Source organism: Segatella salivae DSM 15606 (assembly GCF_000185845.1).
GTDB classification, from domain to species: domain Bacteria; phylum Bacteroidota; class Bacteroidia; order Bacteroidales; family Bacteroidaceae; genus Prevotella; species Prevotella salivae.
In genome coordinates, this window is record NZ_GL629647.1 from 1,030,539 (window position 1) to 1,047,975 (window position 17,437).

Annotated in this window: 12 protein-coding genes and 1 pseudogene; 8 read left to right on the top strand and 5 right to left on the bottom strand. The window is 41.7% G+C overall.

Going from position 1 to position 17,437, the window contains the following annotated elements; all coding sequences use genetic code 11:
- Positions 1 to 315: 315 nt before the first annotated feature.
- Both HMPREF9420_RS04265 and HMPREF9420_RS04270 read right to left on the bottom strand, forming a co-directional pair.
- Positions 316 to 861 carry a helix-turn-helix domain-containing protein gene (locus HMPREF9420_RS04265; protein WP_004378667.1) on the bottom strand — a complete coding sequence of 182 codons (546 nt, stop codon included), beginning with the start codon at positions 859 to 861 and terminating at the stop codon, positions 316 to 318.
- Positions 849 to 1,061 carry a hypothetical protein gene (locus tag HMPREF9420_RS04270; protein ID WP_004378666.1) on the bottom strand — a complete coding sequence of 71 codons (213 nt, stop codon included), beginning with the start codon at positions 1,059 to 1,061 and terminating at the stop codon, positions 849 to 851. Before HMPREF9420_RS04270 ends, HMPREF9420_RS04265 begins: the two co-directional genes overlap by 13 nt.
- Positions 1,062 to 1,187: 126 nt before the next feature.
- Between HMPREF9420_RS04270 and HMPREF9420_RS04275 the strand changes: the two genes are divergently transcribed.
- Positions 1,188 to 1,601 carry a hypothetical protein gene (locus HMPREF9420_RS04275; RefSeq protein WP_007134221.1) on the top strand — a complete coding sequence of 138 codons (414 nt, stop codon included), beginning with the start codon at positions 1,188 to 1,190 and terminating at the stop codon, positions 1,599 to 1,601.
- Positions 1,602 to 2,021: 420 nt separating this feature from the next.
- On the opposite strand, the gene HMPREF9420_RS04280 is transcribed toward HMPREF9420_RS04275, so the two are convergent.
- Genes HMPREF9420_RS04280 through HMPREF9420_RS04290 form a run of 3 tightly spaced genes read right to left on the bottom strand, consistent with a single transcriptional unit; the run spans position 2,022 to position 4,285 of the window.
- On the bottom strand, positions 2,022 to 2,711 hold the full coding sequence (locus HMPREF9420_RS04280; protein ID WP_044078760.1) for a GDSL-type esterase/lipase family protein: 690 nt from the start codon (positions 2,709 to 2,711) through the stop codon (positions 2,022 to 2,024).
- A 3-nt stretch (positions 2,712 to 2,714) separates the two neighbouring features.
- Complete coding sequence (locus tag HMPREF9420_RS04285) at positions 2,715 to 3,719, bottom strand: M48 family metallopeptidase (RefSeq protein WP_007134223.1); 1,005 nt, start codon at positions 3,717 to 3,719, stop codon at positions 2,715 to 2,717.
- Between the two features lie 5 nt (positions 3,720 to 3,724).
- Entirely contained in the window at positions 3,725 to 4,285 is a 561-nt protein-coding gene (locus HMPREF9420_RS04290) for a LemA family protein (protein WP_044079086.1), read from the bottom strand.
- Between the two features lie 330 nt (positions 4,286 to 4,615).
- On the opposite strand from HMPREF9420_RS04290, the gene HMPREF9420_RS04295 reads away from it, so the two are divergent.
- The 7 genes and pseudogenes from HMPREF9420_RS04295 to HMPREF9420_RS14600 form a co-directional block, all read left to right on the top strand.
- Entirely contained in the window at positions 4,616 to 7,984 is a 3,369-nt protein-coding gene (locus HMPREF9420_RS04295; protein WP_007134226.1) for a SusC/RagA family TonB-linked outer membrane protein, read from the top strand.
- A gap of 22 nt (positions 7,985 to 8,006) precedes the next feature.
- A complete protein-coding gene (locus tag HMPREF9420_RS04300) occupies positions 8,007 to 9,731 on the top strand; it encodes a RagB/SusD family nutrient uptake outer membrane protein (RefSeq protein ID WP_007134227.1) in 1,725 nt (574 codons plus the stop codon).
- Between the two features lie 70 nt (positions 9,732 to 9,801).
- Positions 9,802 to 12,870, top strand: a complete 3,069-nt coding sequence (locus HMPREF9420_RS04305; protein WP_007134228.1) for a golvesin C-terminal-like domain-containing protein — start codon at positions 9,802 to 9,804, stop codon at positions 12,868 to 12,870.
- Positions 12,871 to 13,116: 246 nt separating this feature from the next.
- Complete coding sequence (locus tag HMPREF9420_RS04310; RefSeq protein WP_007134229.1) at positions 13,117 to 14,607, top strand: glycosyltransferase family 2 protein; 1,491 nt, start codon at positions 13,117 to 13,119, stop codon at positions 14,605 to 14,607.
- Between the two features lie 83 nt (positions 14,608 to 14,690).
- Complete coding sequence (locus tag HMPREF9420_RS04315) at positions 14,691 to 16,031, top strand: MFS transporter (protein WP_007134230.1); 1,341 nt, start codon at positions 14,691 to 14,693, stop codon at positions 16,029 to 16,031.
- The gene (locus tag HMPREF9420_RS04320) at positions 16,032 to 17,255 is read left to right on the top strand and encodes an exo-beta-N-acetylmuramidase NamZ family protein (RefSeq protein ID WP_007134231.1); all 1,224 of its coding nucleotides are present in this window, start codon (positions 16,032 to 16,034) and stop codon (positions 17,253 to 17,255) included.
- Between the two features lie 4 nt (positions 17,256 to 17,259).
- Positions 17,260 to 17,437: pseudogene (locus HMPREF9420_RS14600) on the top strand (DUF5009 domain-containing protein); the annotation flags it as partial.

Genomic DNA, 17,437 nt, shown 5'->3' on the forward strand with positions numbered 1-17,437 from the left:
CATACTTTAAACTCTTTATATTCAACGTAAATTTTTAGTTTCGTACAGAATAGGCCGTTTATACAATTTCTTGTATATTCACAACCCTCACACGCTTTCTTTAGCTGTGTCTTTGATGCAATTGTCATACAGAATTTTCATAAAGTGCTTCATATTTTTAGCTTTGCATTTCAGAGCACATGTGCATCTATTAGCTTTCATCTTAGATATTGTAAGAGAAAACGGCAGCATTTCTTCATTTAAAATCTTGAAGATATTTGTTATATTATCTTTTGTACAATTGCACTCTAACTGAATATTCAATTTCATAACGATTTATTGCAAATTTTTACTCCTTATGACTTTAATAATTCCTCTGCAGTTCTTTACACCCAATTTGTTTTTGATATTCCAAAGTTGGGTCTTAACAGTGCTCGGGTTTTTCTTCAAGATAGCTGCAATTTCCTTAAAAGTGTACCCCTCGACATATAGTTTTGCGACATTCCTCTCAACCTGTGACAACTCTACTGAACCCTTAGGTTTACAAATAAGTCCCTCATCTTTACAGAATTTACCCCGAAGAGGACACTTTACCTCCTCAAAGTTAAGGCAATCATCTATAATATCAGAGGACAACCTATCGTCAGCACCGAAATTGCATCGTATAAAGCGGTCTGCAATGTTGAAATTGCGCTCGCTCGGATCACTGTCCTCATACAAACTCTGCAGACGCTTTAATGTCTTAGGAAAGCGAAGCCTAACAAGTTCAATTACATAGTTTACAATATCGCAAGAAAACTTCGTCAAACGTTTTTCTTGTGAATTTGCAAGCGAGTAATAAACACAACCATCTGCTGCAGTTCTGAATTCTAATCCTTCCATATCCCGCTCTCTATTGTAGCCACGATATTCTCATACTCATCCTTGCGCAATTCCGATATAGGATTTTCGCGCAACTTAGCTGAGATAGTCGAACTTGGATAGCTAAATCTCTGTGAGAGATACAGAAGAAACTTTCCCTTTTCTTTTCTGTTAAGCCCCCTGTAGAAATCCTGAGGGTTTAAGATGCCTTTTTTGCTCATAATTGCTTGTATTTATAAATTCTTTATATTAATTTTGTGTGCAAATCTATATTAATTAAATCATAATTCCAAGAGTTTGAGGATATTTTTCCTTGTATTCGAGGATATTTAACTAATATTAATGTTATGAAGTACAAACAGATCAGCTTAGAACTTATCAGAGAGGCGATTAAACTCTCAGGTATGTCAGAAAGACAGTTTATGCGTGAATATTACGGAGGAACTGGCACGCATGTTGACCTAAAAAGTTTCTTTTCTACAAAAATGGGCGCAGAAAAGATATGCAAGGTATGCAATATCTTGCAGGTACCTATTCAATCCCTATTTGAAATAGAAAATAAAGAACAAGACAACACTCCTCAAAGTCAAGGAAAAAATAATGATATAAAGAGTATAGTTGTTGAACAAGCAACACTTGAATTAAAGTCAGAAATTAAGGCTTTGAAGATGCTGATTGAAGAAAAAGACGAACGTATAAAGAACTTACAACAGATGAACGAAACGCTTGTAAGTATCGTTAAAGTCGGTAGCAATCAATAAATTAAGTAAAGATTAAATTTTAAGAAACTCGGACAAAGACGGGACACAAAAATTAAGCTTTCACTTCTGATGCGGTCATGCGGAGGTAATATTTATAGCATGACAAAAAAAATGATATGCTCTTGCCTCCGCAACTTTAAGGCGTCTGAAATAGTTTTTCTAAACATTTCAGACGCTTTTCTTTTTTAGAATTACTCTTATCAATAGTGCAATGATAAGACTATATCAAAGACCACATGACAAGAAAGCAAGCACCTTCCGATATCATTGGGCTTAATTCGTTCAAATGTAAAGATAGAAAGACTTGATTAACAAATTGTTTCTCAAACAAAAAACGATGCTAATCTTATCAAAATAAAGAAGATTTGAGCTGTCAATCGCCTGCTTTCAGTAAGTAAAAGCAGGCAATTTGCGCTGTATTTACATTCCTTTTAAAGCACGTTTAATGCGAAAACACCAAAGCTTATAACCGAGTGGACTGAGATGAAGCCCATCAAGTGTGAGAGAATCGCGCAACTGATTTGTTCCGTGATAAACGAAATCATTGTATAAATTAATGTATGTGAGGTGATTTTTCTCACAATAATTCCGTACCTTTTTATTCAAAGTAACGACTTCTTCAGACTTACCTTGCAGTGTTTTCCAGCGTCCAAATGACTCATTAAACGGCAAAAGACTTTGCACATAGAGTTTGGTGTCGGCCGCATGTGACCAAATTTTATCAATGAGACGTTGGTATTTTACGAACACTTGTTCTGCAGTTTGGTCCTGACTGAGATCATTTATGCCAATCATTAGCACGATTGCCTTTGGCTTTTTTGCAAGAATGTCATCCAAACGGTTTAGTACTCCATCGACATTATCACCCATAATTCCCCGATTACGCACATGTTTGATGCCCAAACGTTTGCTCCAATCGCCCCCAAATTCAGTGAGGCTATTACCCAACATAACGATATCTGAGGCATCGATACTACGCATTTTCGCAAATTCGGCCATGCGATCACGATAATGTTCAGTGTTCCACAAGTTGCTTTGTTGGGCATTACACGTCAACGATAGAAAGCACATGACAAGAAAAAGAAAGGATTTATTGATAGAATATCTCATATTTTAGAACTGTTCAAGTAAGGCTATACGCTTCTTTACATCAGGATGCGTGCTGAAAAGAGAATCCATGAAGCTCATTAAACCATGCTTCATTTCGTCAGGTTGAGCAATAAACAACTGCGCAACATCAGGTCGTTTCACATTATCTAACCCTGGATCAGCAGATATTTTCCGTAAAGCAGATGCCAAAGCAAGTGGATTTCCACATAGTTCTGCACCTCCTGCATCGGCCATGTACTCTCGTTTTCGAGAAATTGCAAAGCGCGTTAACAACGTAAACACATAGGCAATGACACAGCATATAATTCCAATCAGTAGAACAATGATAATTCCTAAGCCACTGCCTCCCTTTTCATCATCACGCTTTCGCTCTCCTCCATACAACAAAGTATTATATAGTAAGCGAACGGCAATAGACATAACAGTAGACACAATCCCAACAAACACAATACAAGTAATCAAGAGTTTTGTGTCATGATTACGGATATGTGTAAGTTCATGGCCCAAAACGGCAGCAAGTTCGTCGTCGTTTAGTTTATTCAACAGCCCTTCTGTGACCGTAACGGTATAGCTTTGAGCATTTATTCCGCTTGCATACGCATTGAGTTGTGGGTCATCTACAATATTAATCTTGGGCATATCCATATTACAAGTCATGCAAAGATTCTCCACAATATTATATAATCGCGGATTCTCCATACGTGTAACAGCGTGTGCACCCGTGGCATGTTGTATGATAGATGCATTATAAAAATACGCTATAATGAACCATACAACAACGCCCAAAGCAATCCATGGAATGACTGTTAGATAGGATTGGTTTACATTGTCGACATTAAGGTAATGCACACTTTCCCCATATTGGTTCGTGTATCCATTTTCCAAATAATTCAAAGTGGCCAAGAATACCCATACCATCCCTGAGATGATTACAGGAAACATCAGCAACAACATCAAGCTTAGCCTGTTGTTGCGGCTGATCTGCGTCTGCATTCCTACATATTTCATTGTCTTTAGAACTTCACTTCAGGTGCTTTATCTAATTCTGCACGCTGTTCAGTGGGAATTTCAAACATTTGTTCTTTCTTAAAACCAAACATTCCAGCAAAGATATTAGAGGGGAATGTCTGTACTGCATTATTTAATTCACGAGTAGTCGAATTAAAGAATCTACGAACGGCAGCCAATTTATTCTCTATATCAGCTAATTCATTCTGCAATTGCAAGAAGTTTTGGTTAGCCTTTAGTTCTGGATAAGCCTCTAAAGAAACCTTCAATCCAGACAAAGCACTCGTCAAAGCATTCTCTGCTTGAATCTTATCATCGATATTCGTGGCGCTCATTGCAGCAGAACGAGCCTCAGTAACACGCATGAAAACATCTTTTTCATGATCTGCATAGCCCTTAACAGCGCCCACTAATTGCGGAACTAAGTCATGACGTTGCTTCAATTGAACGTCTATATTGGCAAAAGCGTTCTCACGATTATTCCTTAATTTAACGAGGTTGTTATAGATAGAAATACACCAAACAACAAGTAGTACAATAACTACCAATACAATGATTCCAGTCATATTCATTTCTTTTTCTAATGTTTATGGTTACAAAAGTAAACGAAAAGATGCTGAAAAGAAACAACATTAAGATTAATTAGCAAAAAAAATGAAAGAAAAGGGGACAAAACTTGAAAAATAAAGCAACTTTCTTTCCTTCGAAAGATATAATCACTACTTTTAGAATAAAAAATAACGGATTAATTTGCATATCTCTATTTTTTTTATCAAATTTGCCAAACATAACCATTTATCAATCTATTAACAATGAGGGTATCGTACAACTATCCATAAATGTACACCTTATATATTATAACATTAAAGACAATATAACATTTAAACATAACGCTTATGAAACAACACATCGTACTTATTGGGGCGATTTGGCTATCGTGTTGTGCGGGAATGAACCGTTCTTACGCAGCACAGCTTCCATCGATGGCAGCCGAACAGCCAACGAACAACATCATTAAAGGAACTATTGTCGATGAAAATGGCGATCCGATTGCAGGTGCCAGCATCATCGAAATAGGGACAACACGCGGAACTATATCTGATAGTAAAGGTAGTTTCCAGTTGAAAGTTGACGACTCGGCTAAACTTCGAATCTCTTTTTTAGGTTATAAGACAACCGAACTACGTGCAAAGAATGACATGACTGTAAAGCTATTACCAGACAATGCCCTATTAGATGAGGTCGTTGTTGTAGGTTATGGACAACAGAAGAAAGTTAATCTTACTGGTGCCGTGGCTAATGTTGACATAGAAAAGACATTAGGAAGCCGTAGTGAACAAGATGTAACAAAGGCTCTACAAGGTGCAATTCCTGGACTGACTATACTTAGTAATAATGGAAGTTTAGACGCTTCACCTTCTATTTCCATTCGAGGCTTGGGCACACTCTCTAACAAACAGAATTCATCTCCTTTAATTGTAGTCGATGGAGTGCCTACCGACGATTTGTCAATGCTTAATGGTAACGACATCGCTTCTATCTCTGTATTGAAAGATGCGTCTTCATCTGCTATCTATGGAGCCCGTGCTGCCTTCGGAGTTATACTCATTAATACCAAGCAAGCAAAGAAAGGAGATAGGATTTCTGTACGCTATAATGGACAATTCTCATGGGATCAGGCTACAGTTTTACCCGATTTTCCAAGTGTTCCAGAGCAGTTAAAAGCAGGACTAATAGCTAAACAGCGAGCTGGTGAAGCCACACCAGAGTTATTTGGCATGTATTTTGACAAACTACTCCCCTATGCTGAGGCCTGGCAAAAGCAGCATCATGGCAAGAAAGGCTATTCGCTGATGGAGCCATTTGTAGATATGAACAACGTGGGTGACTATGCTTTTATCAATGGTGCACCTCTATATTACGCAGATTATGACTTACAAAAGATATGGTATAATAATGCTGCACCTTCTCAAAGCCATAGTCTTAGCCTTACAGGATCGTCTGGTCGCACCTCCTTCTTCTCAGCTTTAAACTATGATAAGAAAGAAGACATCATGAAATTCAGTCCAGGAAAGCGCAACAGATATAATGCAACCCTTAATCTTCAGACAGACGTTACCGACTGGTTAACAATGGGCATGCGCTTCAACTTTACTCGTCGACAGATGACTTCAGCCGATCCATGGACCAATATCTATCAATACCTTTGGCGCTGGGGCTCATACTTTGTTCCTTCTGGAATCTATCGTGATGCTGATGGCACAGAGTATGATTACCGAATGGTAGCAATGCAGAAACAAAGTAACCGCTTGGAACACGTTCACGACATGTTAAAGATGAATGTTTTTGCAAAAGCTAATATCACAAAAGACCTCACATTGAACGTAGACTATACTTATCAAATTGATGATTTCAATGAAAAGGCCTCTAATCGCAGTGTATATGGCATGAACTGGGTAGGCACAAAGCCTGGCTATATCGTTACACAAGCAAAATCAGATGCTACACGTTCCAATACAAAGATGAATCGTTGGGTTGCCAACGCCTATCTAAACTATGCACACACCTTTGCAAAAGATCATCATCTTAATGTCATGGCAGGTGTGAATGGAGAGAGTTTCAAGAGCGATCGCTTTGAAGCCATGCGCAACAAACTATACAATGAGGACTATCCTGAACTCAACTTGGCTTATGGCGACATGAAAGATGCAAAGATAGATGCCAGCACTGGCGACCGCTCTTCAGCGGGTTTCTTCAGTAGAATCAATTATTCTTTCCGCGATATCTATCTTCTTGAGCTCAATGGACGCTATGATGGGTCGAGCAGATTCCGCAAAGGAGACCGTTGGGCGTTCTTCCCAAGCATCTCTTTAGGCTATCGTTTCTCTGAAGAATCTTATTGGAAAAATCTTAAATCCATCGTATCTAATGGTAAACTTCGCTTCTCTTACGGCGAAATTGGTAACGAAGCTATCGGTGATAACATGTTCCTCTCTACCCTAACTGCCTATAATGTTGCACGTTCAGGCTATACTTGGCTCAATGCTGGAGGTACAAAACTCAACGCCTTTACCATGCCAACATGGGTTAGTCCTACGCTAACCTGGGAACGAATCCATACAAAGAACTTAGGTTTAGACCTTGGATTCTTAGACGATCAGTTTACAGCTTCCATCGAAGTTTATGAGCGTTTAACGAAAGATATGTTAGCACCAGGCACAGCAATCCCGTCAGCTGTTGGCGCAGGTGCACCATATACAAATGCAGGAGAGCTTCGTTCACGCGGATGGGAACTTTCACTTGCATGGCGTAAACAATTCACTAAGGAGTTTGGTTTGTATGCAAACTTCAGCATAGGAGACTCAAAAGTAAAAGTGAAGAAATGGAATAACCGCAACCAAATCATTGGCCACACCAATGACGTTTCATATGCTTATGCAGGCGAAACATGGGGAGACATCTGGGGATTTGAAACCGATCGTTATTTCACTCCTAACGATTTCGATGGCAAGAATCCTAATGGTAGCTGGAAATATAAATCAGGAATAGCAGACCAAACAGGCATTCAAACAGGTAATTTCGTTTATGGTCCTGGCGATATTAAGTTCAAAGACCTCAACAATGATGGCAAAATCAATGGTGGAAAAGGTACTCTTGAAGATCATGGTGACTTGAAAGTCATTGGCAACTGCCTACCACGCTACGAATACAGCTTCCGCATTGGTGGAACATATAAAGGCTTTGACCTCGACTTATTCTTCCAAGGAGTGGGTAAACGCTCTGTATGGAATATCTCATCCTTTAACTTCCCTATGATGAGAAATCCCGACTTAGCAATCTATGCAAACCAAACGAAGTATAATGTTTATGACCCTGACAACGGAATCATCAACATTAGCGAGTCCAACGACTATCCATGCTTATGGCCAGGAAATGAGGATAAAGGAAACGTTTCAGCGCTTTCAGCTGCTGGAGGTTGTCATAACTATTATCCACAATCCAAATATCTCATCAACATGTCATATCTCCGATTGAAGAATGTGACATTAGGTTACACCCTTCCTAAACAGCTCACACAGAAAGCTTCCATTCAAACATTGCGCCTCTACGTGAGTGCTAATAACCTATTCTTATTGCATAAGGGCAATGGGAACTTGCCATTAGACCCCGAAATCAATACAGGTGAAGGTGAAAACTTTGGTGGATGGGGCCGCACATTGCCTATTACACGCACATGGACAATCGGTCTGCAACTAACTCTTTAATGCTTATTTAAAATCGAAGAATATGAAAATTCAATGGCTTTATATTTTCTTGGCATCTTCATTCATGCTTGTTGGCTGTGACAATTTGCTGGATAAAGATCCTCGAGACACATTTATTAATAACAAAGGATTTTGGAGTAACGACAACCAAATATCCAGTTATAGCAATGGTTTCTATGAGTTCTACGGCACAGCACGTAGTTTCTATTTCACAAGTCTTAATGACGACCAGGCCAATCCGTCTTTCGACAACTGGACATTCACAACAGTTCCTAATAAGTCGGCCAGCTACTCAGGAAACTTTTCAAAGGTACGTCAGATCAATTACATGTTAGATGGGTTGGAAACCTCTACCCTCTCTACAGCCAAAAAGACAAGCTATGCAGCCATCGCACGCCTCAATCGTGCATGGATTTATTATCAATTGGTAAAGATGTATGGTGACATTCAATGGGAAAGTCATGTCATCGGGGATATCAATAGTGACGAAGTATATGGTCCACGCACTGATAGAGATGTAGTCATTGACTCTGTGCTCCAAGACTTAAACTACGCTATACAGAACATTCCGAATAACACTGCAGACAAAACGCTTTGGAGTAAGGAAATGGCTTTAGCCATGAAGAGCGATATTTGCCTTTATGAAGGAACATTCTGCAAGTATAGAACCCAAGCCGACAATGGCAAAGCACCTGACCTTACGCGTGCAAACCGCTATCTCCAAGAATGTGTTGATGCCTCAGAAGAACTGCGCACATCGGGTAAGTTCCAACTAAACAGCTGGACACCGAACACAGCTGGGAAAATCTATACTATCTATAACTCGTTAGATTTGTCAACAAATAAAGAGGTCATCTTCTACAATCACTACGAGAAAGACGTGAAATCACATGGTCTTTGCGACTTTACCTGTAGCTCAACCACTCAAAGTGGTATTACAAAAGATGCTGTCGATGCCTTCCTTTTCAAAGATGGCAAGCCGTTATCTACTACTACTTTGAATAAGAACGATGAGGCTCGACGCAATGCCAAAGGCCATTATTCCATTGCACATCTATTGAACAACAAAGATAAACGATTAAGTTTACTCATTGATTCTATTATTTGTTTCAAGAATCATGGCTGGATTCGGAACGAGCCTTCGCCTAATGGTCCACTGCCAGCAGAGATGACTTCTTCAACAGGTTATTCCGTTTATAAGTATGATAACCCTCAAATGGAATTGTATTATCGTACAAATGCGAACACAAACTACACCGATATTCCGCTGTTTTGGCTTGCAACAGTACTCTTAAATGATGCAGAGGCCAAGGCAGAGATGGGAACTATCACGCAGGCTGACCTTGACAATACCGTCAATCTACTGCAAACACGAGCTGAACTGCCTCCATTGACGCTCAATCCAACTGCCGACCCGGCCAACAATATGGGAGTCAGCAACCTGATTTGGGAGTTACGACGTACAAGAAGATGCGAACTCATGTGCGATTTGGACTATCGTTATTGGGACTTAGTACGCTGGCACCAATTAGATAAGCTTGATAGCAACCTGCACCCCACTATCAATTATGGTGCAAACATCCATCAATTGACAGATAAAACAGGCTTATCGGTTGTCGGAGACTATCTGAAAGCGACATCATCGACACGTAGTTTCAACTCCAAATACTATCAGTATCCAATTCCTTCTAACGAATTAGAGCTGAACGAAAAGGAGGGTATGAAACAGAATCCCGGTTGGGAATAAATGAAATTCAAATCCTTTTTTCTCTCCTATCGCGGTCCTCTATGAGGACTGCGGTAGGAAATTATTGATTATGAACAAACGCTTTACGATTCAATTTCTCTTCATGCTGATGTGTGGCGTCGGCATTTCAAAAGCTCAACAGCCATTATCTGTAGACTCTGTAGCATTAGAGAAGGTACTAAACACTTATACTTCAGGCATCACAATGCACCGTGTGAAGCTTGATTCCCTACGACTTTCTCACGACACACTTGCTGTCTATGCATCTCCTAACTATGCTTATGTTTCCTTTACCGCATCCAGATGCAAGACCATCTACGAAGACTTAAAACGCAATCTCCCACAAACGATGCAGCCCTATCAGCTTGCTGTATATGCAGGAGACCAGAATATAGAAGAACTTATCCCGCGCTTCTTTCAATCAAAGGCTAATAAGTCTCAGGCCTTTACCTACGCCCCATATACTCCTTTGGTTGAAAATCTATCGCGTCCCTATACTATTTCCAACGGACTTTCAGGCAAACACATTGCTATGTGGCAAAGCCATGGACTGTATTTTGAGGCAGGTCGTAACCGTTGGCAATGGCAACGAGCCCGTATGTTGCAAACCGTTGAAGACAAATATACACAGCAATATGTGCTCCCCTACCTCATTCCTATGCTCGAAAACGCAGGCGCCTACGTCTTGACTCCTCGCGAACGCGACACCAATCCCTTTGAAGTGATTGTCGACAATGATGGTGTAATGGCGCAAAATCACTATACAGAAACCACAGGCGACCATCCTTGGCAAAATGGATTGAGTGCAGGCTTCGCCTATCTGCACAAAGAATATCGAGATTTTCAAAATCCATTTCGCGAAGGAACTTATCGAATGGTTTCCACAACGCAACGCAAAAAGGCTGTAAGTACAGTCTGTTGGCAGCCAACCATACCTGAAACGCGCGACTATGCCGTGTATGTGGCCTACGCTTCTTTACCCAATAGTGCCACAGATGCACATTATACTGTCGCTCATAGCGGTGGAACAACAACACTTTCTATCAATCAACAGATGGGAGGTGGCACCTGGATATACCTCGGCACCTTTCATTTCAATGCAGGCTCCACGGCCAAAGTGACGCTGACAAACTACTCTAAACACCCCAACACGATAGTAACAGCCGATGCATTACGCTTAGGTGGTGGCATGGGAAACATCGCTCGAACCACCAACGGTGACAGTATTGCCTATGATGGAAAGATAGATCGCAAGATAGGCTATAAGCCTCGCAATGCCTATCAGCCTGCTTTGACCTACCCTTATGTTACCAGCGGTTATCCAAGATATTTGGAAGCAGCACGCTATTCCATGCAATGGGCAGGTATTCCCGACAGCATTTACTCGCCATCTCATGGCTTAGATGACTATAGTGACGATTATAAATCACGCGGACAATGGGTGAACTATCTCGCCGGGGGCACGAAAGCATGGCCCGAAGGCAAAGGCTTAAACATCCCAATTGACTTATCTTTCGCCTTCCATAGCGATGCAGGAACCGTTTATGGAGACTCCATTATCGGCACATTAGGCATTTATGATACCCAAGCCTATCACGGACGATTTGCTGACGGCAGTAGTCGTGTGGCCAATAGAGGCCTTTGTGACCTTGTGCAATCTTCGATTGTACACGACATTCGCAGCCTTTTCGAACCGAAATGGAGCAGGCGTGGCATGTGGGATCAACGTTATTTCGAAGCATGGACACCACGTGTTCCAGCCATGTTGCTTGAGTTATTGTCACATGAAAACTTTGCCGACATGCGCTATGGGCATGATCCTCGCTTCCAATTTGCAGTCAGCCGAGCCATATATAAAGGCATTTTGAAGTATCTAAGTGACGCTTATGGCTATCGCTATGTCGTTCAACCTCTTCCCGTTCGCAATTTCTCTATCATCCCAATCAAGGCCAATCGCATACAGCTGGAATGGGAGGCAACGCCTGATTCGTTAGAACCGACAGCCAAAGCCACCCAATATATTGTCTATAAACGCATGGGAGAAGGGGGCTTTGACAATGGAACTATCGTTACGAAAAACAGATTTGAAACAACAATTCCTTATGATAGCATTGTCAGTTTCAAGGTTTGCGCACTCAATGCAGGCGGCATCAGCTTCCCCTCTGAAATCCTAAGTGCTGGTTTTTCAAGTCAAACCACAGGCAAACCCCTATTGATAGTAAATGGTTTTGACCGCCTAAGTGGCCCGGATGACTTCTGTAGTAGTGACGACGAATGGGCCGGTTTCTTAGCAGAAGAGGATAATGGTGTGCCCTATAATGGGCAAATTTCCTATGTGGGAAAGCAGAAAGAATTTCGCCGTTCTATGCCTTGGACAGACGATGATGACTCTGGATTTGGAGACAGTCAGGCCGACTATGAGCGTATTTCCATTGCCGGAAACACATTTGACTACCCATATCTGCATGGTGAAGCCATGTTGAAAGCGGGCCAAAGCTTTGTTTCAGCGTCTAAAAATGCCGCTATCGCCAAAGCGATGTTCGACACAAAGCGCTATGCTGCCATTGACCTCATTATGGGAAAGAATAAACAATCGAAGCTCGGACGCCTGCAACCTCAACGCGAACTCAGTTTCAAAACGTTCTCTCCTGCCTTGCAACAAGCTATCACCGACTATTGTAAAGCAGGCGGAAGCCTATTTGTTTCGGGAGCATATCTTGGCACTGACCTATGGAGAAACCCTCTATCAACGCCGCAACAGCAAGATATTGACTTTGCAAAACATATCTTAAAATACCAACTACGCAATGATAAAGCAGCCGTAACAGGTAGACTTTCCACCATTGTTTCACCATTAACAAATGATGTTCTGACATTGGATTACGCTGCAAAACCTAACACAAGATGCTATGCAGTGGAGTCACCCGATGCGATAGAACCAGCAGATTCATGCGCTTATACAGCTTTCCGCTACCCTGAAAACAATAAGAGTGCGGGCATAGTCTTTGGTGGTAATCAGACAGACCATTGGCGAACAGTGGTATTGGCGGTGCCATTTGAAACTATCATCGAAAGTAAAGAACGAACAAAATTGATGCAAATGATACTAAATTATTTGCTTCAACCTTCACGTTTTTGAAATCTTTTTGCTACCATTGTAGTCGCATTTGAAATGATAATGGCTGTAACAGCATTGCAAACCAATACAAATCATGCACTCGTATGGTTCATTTTGCAAGGTCAACAGCGTCATTTCATGCTGTAAAATGGCACAAACCGCGACAGCCTGCCAAAGTCCTTATAAACAAAAGGGGTTGAGGAGATGGCAAGAAGGCTGTTTCAGAGATATTTTAGAACTATCAAACCATAAATAAAAGAAAACGACATGCAGAACAAAAAACATGTAGTAGACTGTTTTATTCCAATGGCTTCAGCAGAAGCTTTGAATAAAACGCTGGCTGGATTGCAAAATGATGAACTTGTAAACCGCATCATCATTTTACAGACAAACGATGAAAACATAACAGGCGTTGACGGCGTACTGAAGATTGACACACTGAAAAGCAGTGATACCATGCGTAAGATTGCCATGGCAGCAGAGGCTCCCTATACGCTTGTTTATATGAAAGAGCAATATATGGAAATGGGACTTTATGCCTTGGAACGCATGGTTCGGATTGCTGACTATACGGATGCGGTCATGACTTATGCCGACCATTACAACATCTCGGCAGAGGGATTGCGCAGCGAAGCACCTGTCATCGACTATCAACAAGGTAGCTTGCGCGATGACTTTGATTTCGGTTCAGTGTTGCTTTTCCGTACTGATGCCTTGAAAGCGGCTGCTAAACAGATGACCGAGTCTTATCAAGCAGCTGGTTTCTACGACCTCCGTCTGAAACTTTCTGTAAATGGTCGCTTTGAACATATCAACGAATATCTTTACAGCGAGGTGGAACTTGACAACCGCAAGACTGGAGAAAAGCTCTTCGATTATGTTGATCCGCGCAATCGTGTCTCACAAATTGAGATGGAAGCAGTGGCAACCAATCACCTGAAAGCTATCGGAGCATACTTGAAACCAGAGTTTAAGCAGGTTGACTTAAAGGCTGAATCGTTCCCTGTTGAGGCTTCAATCATGATACCTGTACGCAACAGAATACGAACGATTCGCGATGCTATTGAAAGCGCGTTAAGCCAAAAGACCAACTTCAAATATAATGTCTTTATTGTGGAAAATGGGCCTGATTATCACTCAACTGATGGCACAACAGAAGCTATTGAAGAGTATAAAGACGACGAACGCGTAGTTCATCTCATCCCTAACCGCCGCGATATAGGTGTTGGTGGCAGCTGGAATATGGCAGCAAACCATCCACAATGCGGCCGTTTTATAGTGCAGTTGGATAGCGACGACGTTTATTCTGATGAACACACCCTACAGAAATTCGTCGATGCCTTTTATGAACAACAATGTGCAATGGTAATAGGCACGTATATGTTGACTGATATCAACCGCCAAATGCTGCCTCCTGGCAAGATTGATCATCGCGAATGGACACCAGAAAATGGTCGAAACAATGCACTCCGCATCAATGGTTTAGGTGCGCCTCGTGCCTTCTTTACTCCTATTTTGCGCGAAGTGAAACTACCAAATGTTAACTATGGTGAAGACTATGCCTTGGGTTTAGCCATCTCTCGCAACTATCAGATAGGCCGAATCTATGACGTTTTGTACTATTGTAGACGTTGGGATGACAACTCAGATGCCGCATTAAGCGTTGAGAAAGAAAACAGAAACAACACCTATAAAGACCGCATCCGCACCTGGGAACTATTGGCCCGTCTGAAAAAGAATAAAGAACAAAAAGATTAATCCATTCATAAACCACGGAGGGAGTAGCCTAAACAGCACTCCCTCTATCTAAACTTTGTTAAGCATTCAATACACTGCATCACATGAAAACTAATCATGCATCCCCTTGGTTGTGGGTTCCGACATTATATTTTGCTGAAGGTATACCCTATTTTATCGTCAATAGTATCTCTGTAACGATGTTTACGAAGATGGGAGTACCCAATGGTGAGATGGCACTTTTCACGAGTTTACTCTATCTGCCGTGGACAATCAAACCATTATGGAGCCCGTTTGTTGATATCTTGAAAACCAAACGATGGTGGATTCTATGTATGCAGTTGCTCATGACAGCCGTCTTTGTGCTCACCACCTTGAGCATTCCACACCCTGACAAAGCTACAATAGCAGCGGGTTCTACCCCAATTTCACTATTCACCTTCACCTTAATCCTGTTTGTTATCACAGCCTTTGCCTCGGCAACACATGACATTGCTGCAGATGGATTCTACATGTTGGCGCTCAATCAGCAACAACAGAGTTTCTTTGTTGGCATCCGAAGCACGTTCTATCGCCTGTCATCAATCTTTGGTCAAGGTATTTTGGTGTATATAGCCGGCTATATTGAGCGCACAACGCAAAACATTCCACTCTCTTGGACGCTTACCATGACCATCACATCGGTATTGTTTGCACTAATTAGTCTTTATCATATCTTCATTGTTCCAAGGCCTAAAACCGATCAAAGACATCTCAACAATAACCCAGATAAACATGCAGCACAAGAGATATGGACAGACTTTGTACGAACCTTTGTTACATTTTTCAGCAAACCCGGTGTGCTATTAGCCATCGTTTTCATGTTACTCTATCGACTTCCAGAGGCTTTTCTACTCAAAATGGTCAATCCTTTCTTATTAGATCCGATTGAAAAAGGCGGCCTAAACTTAGCCACTACTGAGGTAGGAATCATCTATGGAACGATTGGCGCATGCTTCCTGACATTAGGAGGAATTATCGGAGGCTTTGCTTCTTCACGCTGGGGACTAAAGAAATCATTATGGCCGATGGCGATATTCATTACACTTCCGTGTGTAACCTTCCTTTATATGAGCATGACACGCCCCGAGAATGTTGTCGTCATCAGCACGTGTGTAGCCATCGAACAGTTTGGATATGGCTTTGGTTTTACAGCATATATGCTTTATATGATGTACTTTTCAGAAGGTGAATTCACGACAGCTCACTATGCCATCTGTACGACTTTCATGGCCTTGAGCATGATGATTCCGGGCATGTTTGCAGGATATTTACAGGAGCGATTAGGCTATGAAGGCTTCTTCTGGTTAGTAATGGCCTGCTGCTTGGCTACGATTGCAGTAACTATCATTGTGAGAAAGCAGGTCGATGCTCAATATGGCAGAAAGACAAACGAGGTTGAATAAATGAAGAAAATAGTTTTATTGTTGCTTTCATGCTGGCTATTCATGGGCGTGGCACAGGCTAAGGTGTTGACAGGAATTGAGGTTTTGAAACACCAAAACTTTAAGATATTGGCAGGAAAGCGTGTGGGCTTGGTCACAAACCCTACAGGAGTAGACAACGAACTGCGCTCAACGATTGACGTTTTACATGCTGCAAAGAATGTGAAATTGGTGGCATTATTCGGTCCTGAGCATGGAGTGCGTGGCAACGCGCATGCTGGAGACAAGGTTGGTAACACCAAAGACAAACGTACAGGCCTACCCATCTACTCACTTTATGGCACACAACGTGAACCAACCGATGAGATGTTGAAAGATATAGACATCTTAGTCTATGACATTCAAGACATCGGATGTCGGTCGTTTACCTATATAAGCACGTTGGGAAACATCATGAAAGCCGCTGCTAAACATAACATTAAAGTGGTTGTTTTAGACCGCCCTAATCCTTTGGGAGGCTTGAAAATAGAAGGCAATCTGACAGAAGAGGATTGCAAATCGTTTGTGAGTGCCTTTAAGATTCCTTATGTTTATGGGCTCACCGTGGGCGAGTTGGCAATGTTACTGAATGGTGAACACATGTTAGGCAAACCCTGTATGCTCGAAGTAGTGAAGATGAAGGGGTGGAAACGAAAAATGGATTACAGTGCAACAAAGTTGAAATGGGTTCCCGCTTCTCCGCATATTCCACAGGCAGAAGCTGCACCTTTCTATGCCATGACAGGCATAGTGGGTGAATTAGACAGTCTAAACATCGGCGTAGGCTATACACTTCCGTTCCAACTATTGGGTGCTTCGTGGATAGATGCAGACAAATTTGCAGACGATATGAATGCACTGCAGCTGCCAGGACTATTGTTTCGTCCCATCCACTATGTTCCTTTCTATGGTAAACAGAAAGGACAAGCCTTACAAGGAGTTCAGATCTATTTCACCGATTATGCCAAAGCAAGACTCTGCGACGTTCAGTTCTATGCCTTGCAAGTGTTGAATCAGCGCTATCCTTCACACGATATCTTAGGTGAATCGGGACAACGTACGACCATGTTTGATAAAGTTTGTGGCTCAAAAGTCATCCGCACGCGCTTCTTACAGCGGCATAACTGGCAGGATGTAGTGGGCTATTGGGACAAAGACATCATGCCTTTCAAGGCACTTTCGAAGAAATACTACCTATATAAATAAACAAATGACTACAAAGAAAACAAGCCGTATTGAAGCGGTGGACATCTTAAGAGGAATCACCATAGCAGGAATGATTCTCGTAAACAATCCGGGCGGTCAACCCGTCTATACGCCTTTGGAGCATGCAGAGTGGCTGGGGCTGACACCAACAGACTTGGTCTTCCCTTTCTTTATGTTCATCA

Excerpts from the sequence above, each read along its gene's own strand:
- HMPREF9420_RS04265 (WP_004378667.1), bottom strand. The coding sequence starts at position 861 with ATGGAAGGATTAGAATTCAGAACTGCAGCAGATGGTTGTGTTTATTAC.
- HMPREF9420_RS04270 (WP_004378666.1), bottom strand. The coding sequence starts at position 1,061 with ATGAGCAAAAAAGGCATCTTAAACCCTCAGGATTTCTACAGGGGGCTT.
- HMPREF9420_RS04275 (WP_007134221.1), top strand. The coding sequence starts at position 1,188 with ATGAAGTACAAACAGATCAGCTTAGAACTTATCAGAGAGGCGATTAAA.
- HMPREF9420_RS04280 (WP_044078760.1), bottom strand. The coding sequence starts at position 2,711 with ATGAGATATTCTATCAATAAATCCTTTCTTTTTCTTGTCATGTGCTTT.
- HMPREF9420_RS04285 (WP_007134223.1), bottom strand. The coding sequence starts at position 3,719 with ATGAAATATGTAGGAATGCAGACGCAGATCAGCCGCAACAACAGGCTA.
- HMPREF9420_RS04290 (WP_044079086.1), bottom strand. The coding sequence starts at position 4,285 with ATGACTGGAATCATTGTATTGGTAGTTATTGTACTACTTGTTGTTTGG.
- HMPREF9420_RS04295 (WP_007134226.1), top strand. The coding sequence starts at position 4,616 with ATGAAACAACACATCGTACTTATTGGGGCGATTTGGCTATCGTGTTGT.
- HMPREF9420_RS04300 (WP_007134227.1), top strand. The coding sequence starts at position 8,007 with ATGAAAATTCAATGGCTTTATATTTTCTTGGCATCTTCATTCATGCTT.
- HMPREF9420_RS04305 (WP_007134228.1), top strand. The coding sequence starts at position 9,802 with ATGAACAAACGCTTTACGATTCAATTTCTCTTCATGCTGATGTGTGGC.
- HMPREF9420_RS04310 (WP_007134229.1), top strand. The coding sequence starts at position 13,117 with ATGCAGAACAAAAAACATGTAGTAGACTGTTTTATTCCAATGGCTTCA.
- HMPREF9420_RS04315 (WP_007134230.1), top strand. The coding sequence starts at position 14,691 with ATGAAAACTAATCATGCATCCCCTTGGTTGTGGGTTCCGACATTATAT.
- HMPREF9420_RS04320 (WP_007134231.1), top strand. The coding sequence starts at position 16,032 with ATGAAGAAAATAGTTTTATTGTTGCTTTCATGCTGGCTATTCATGGGC.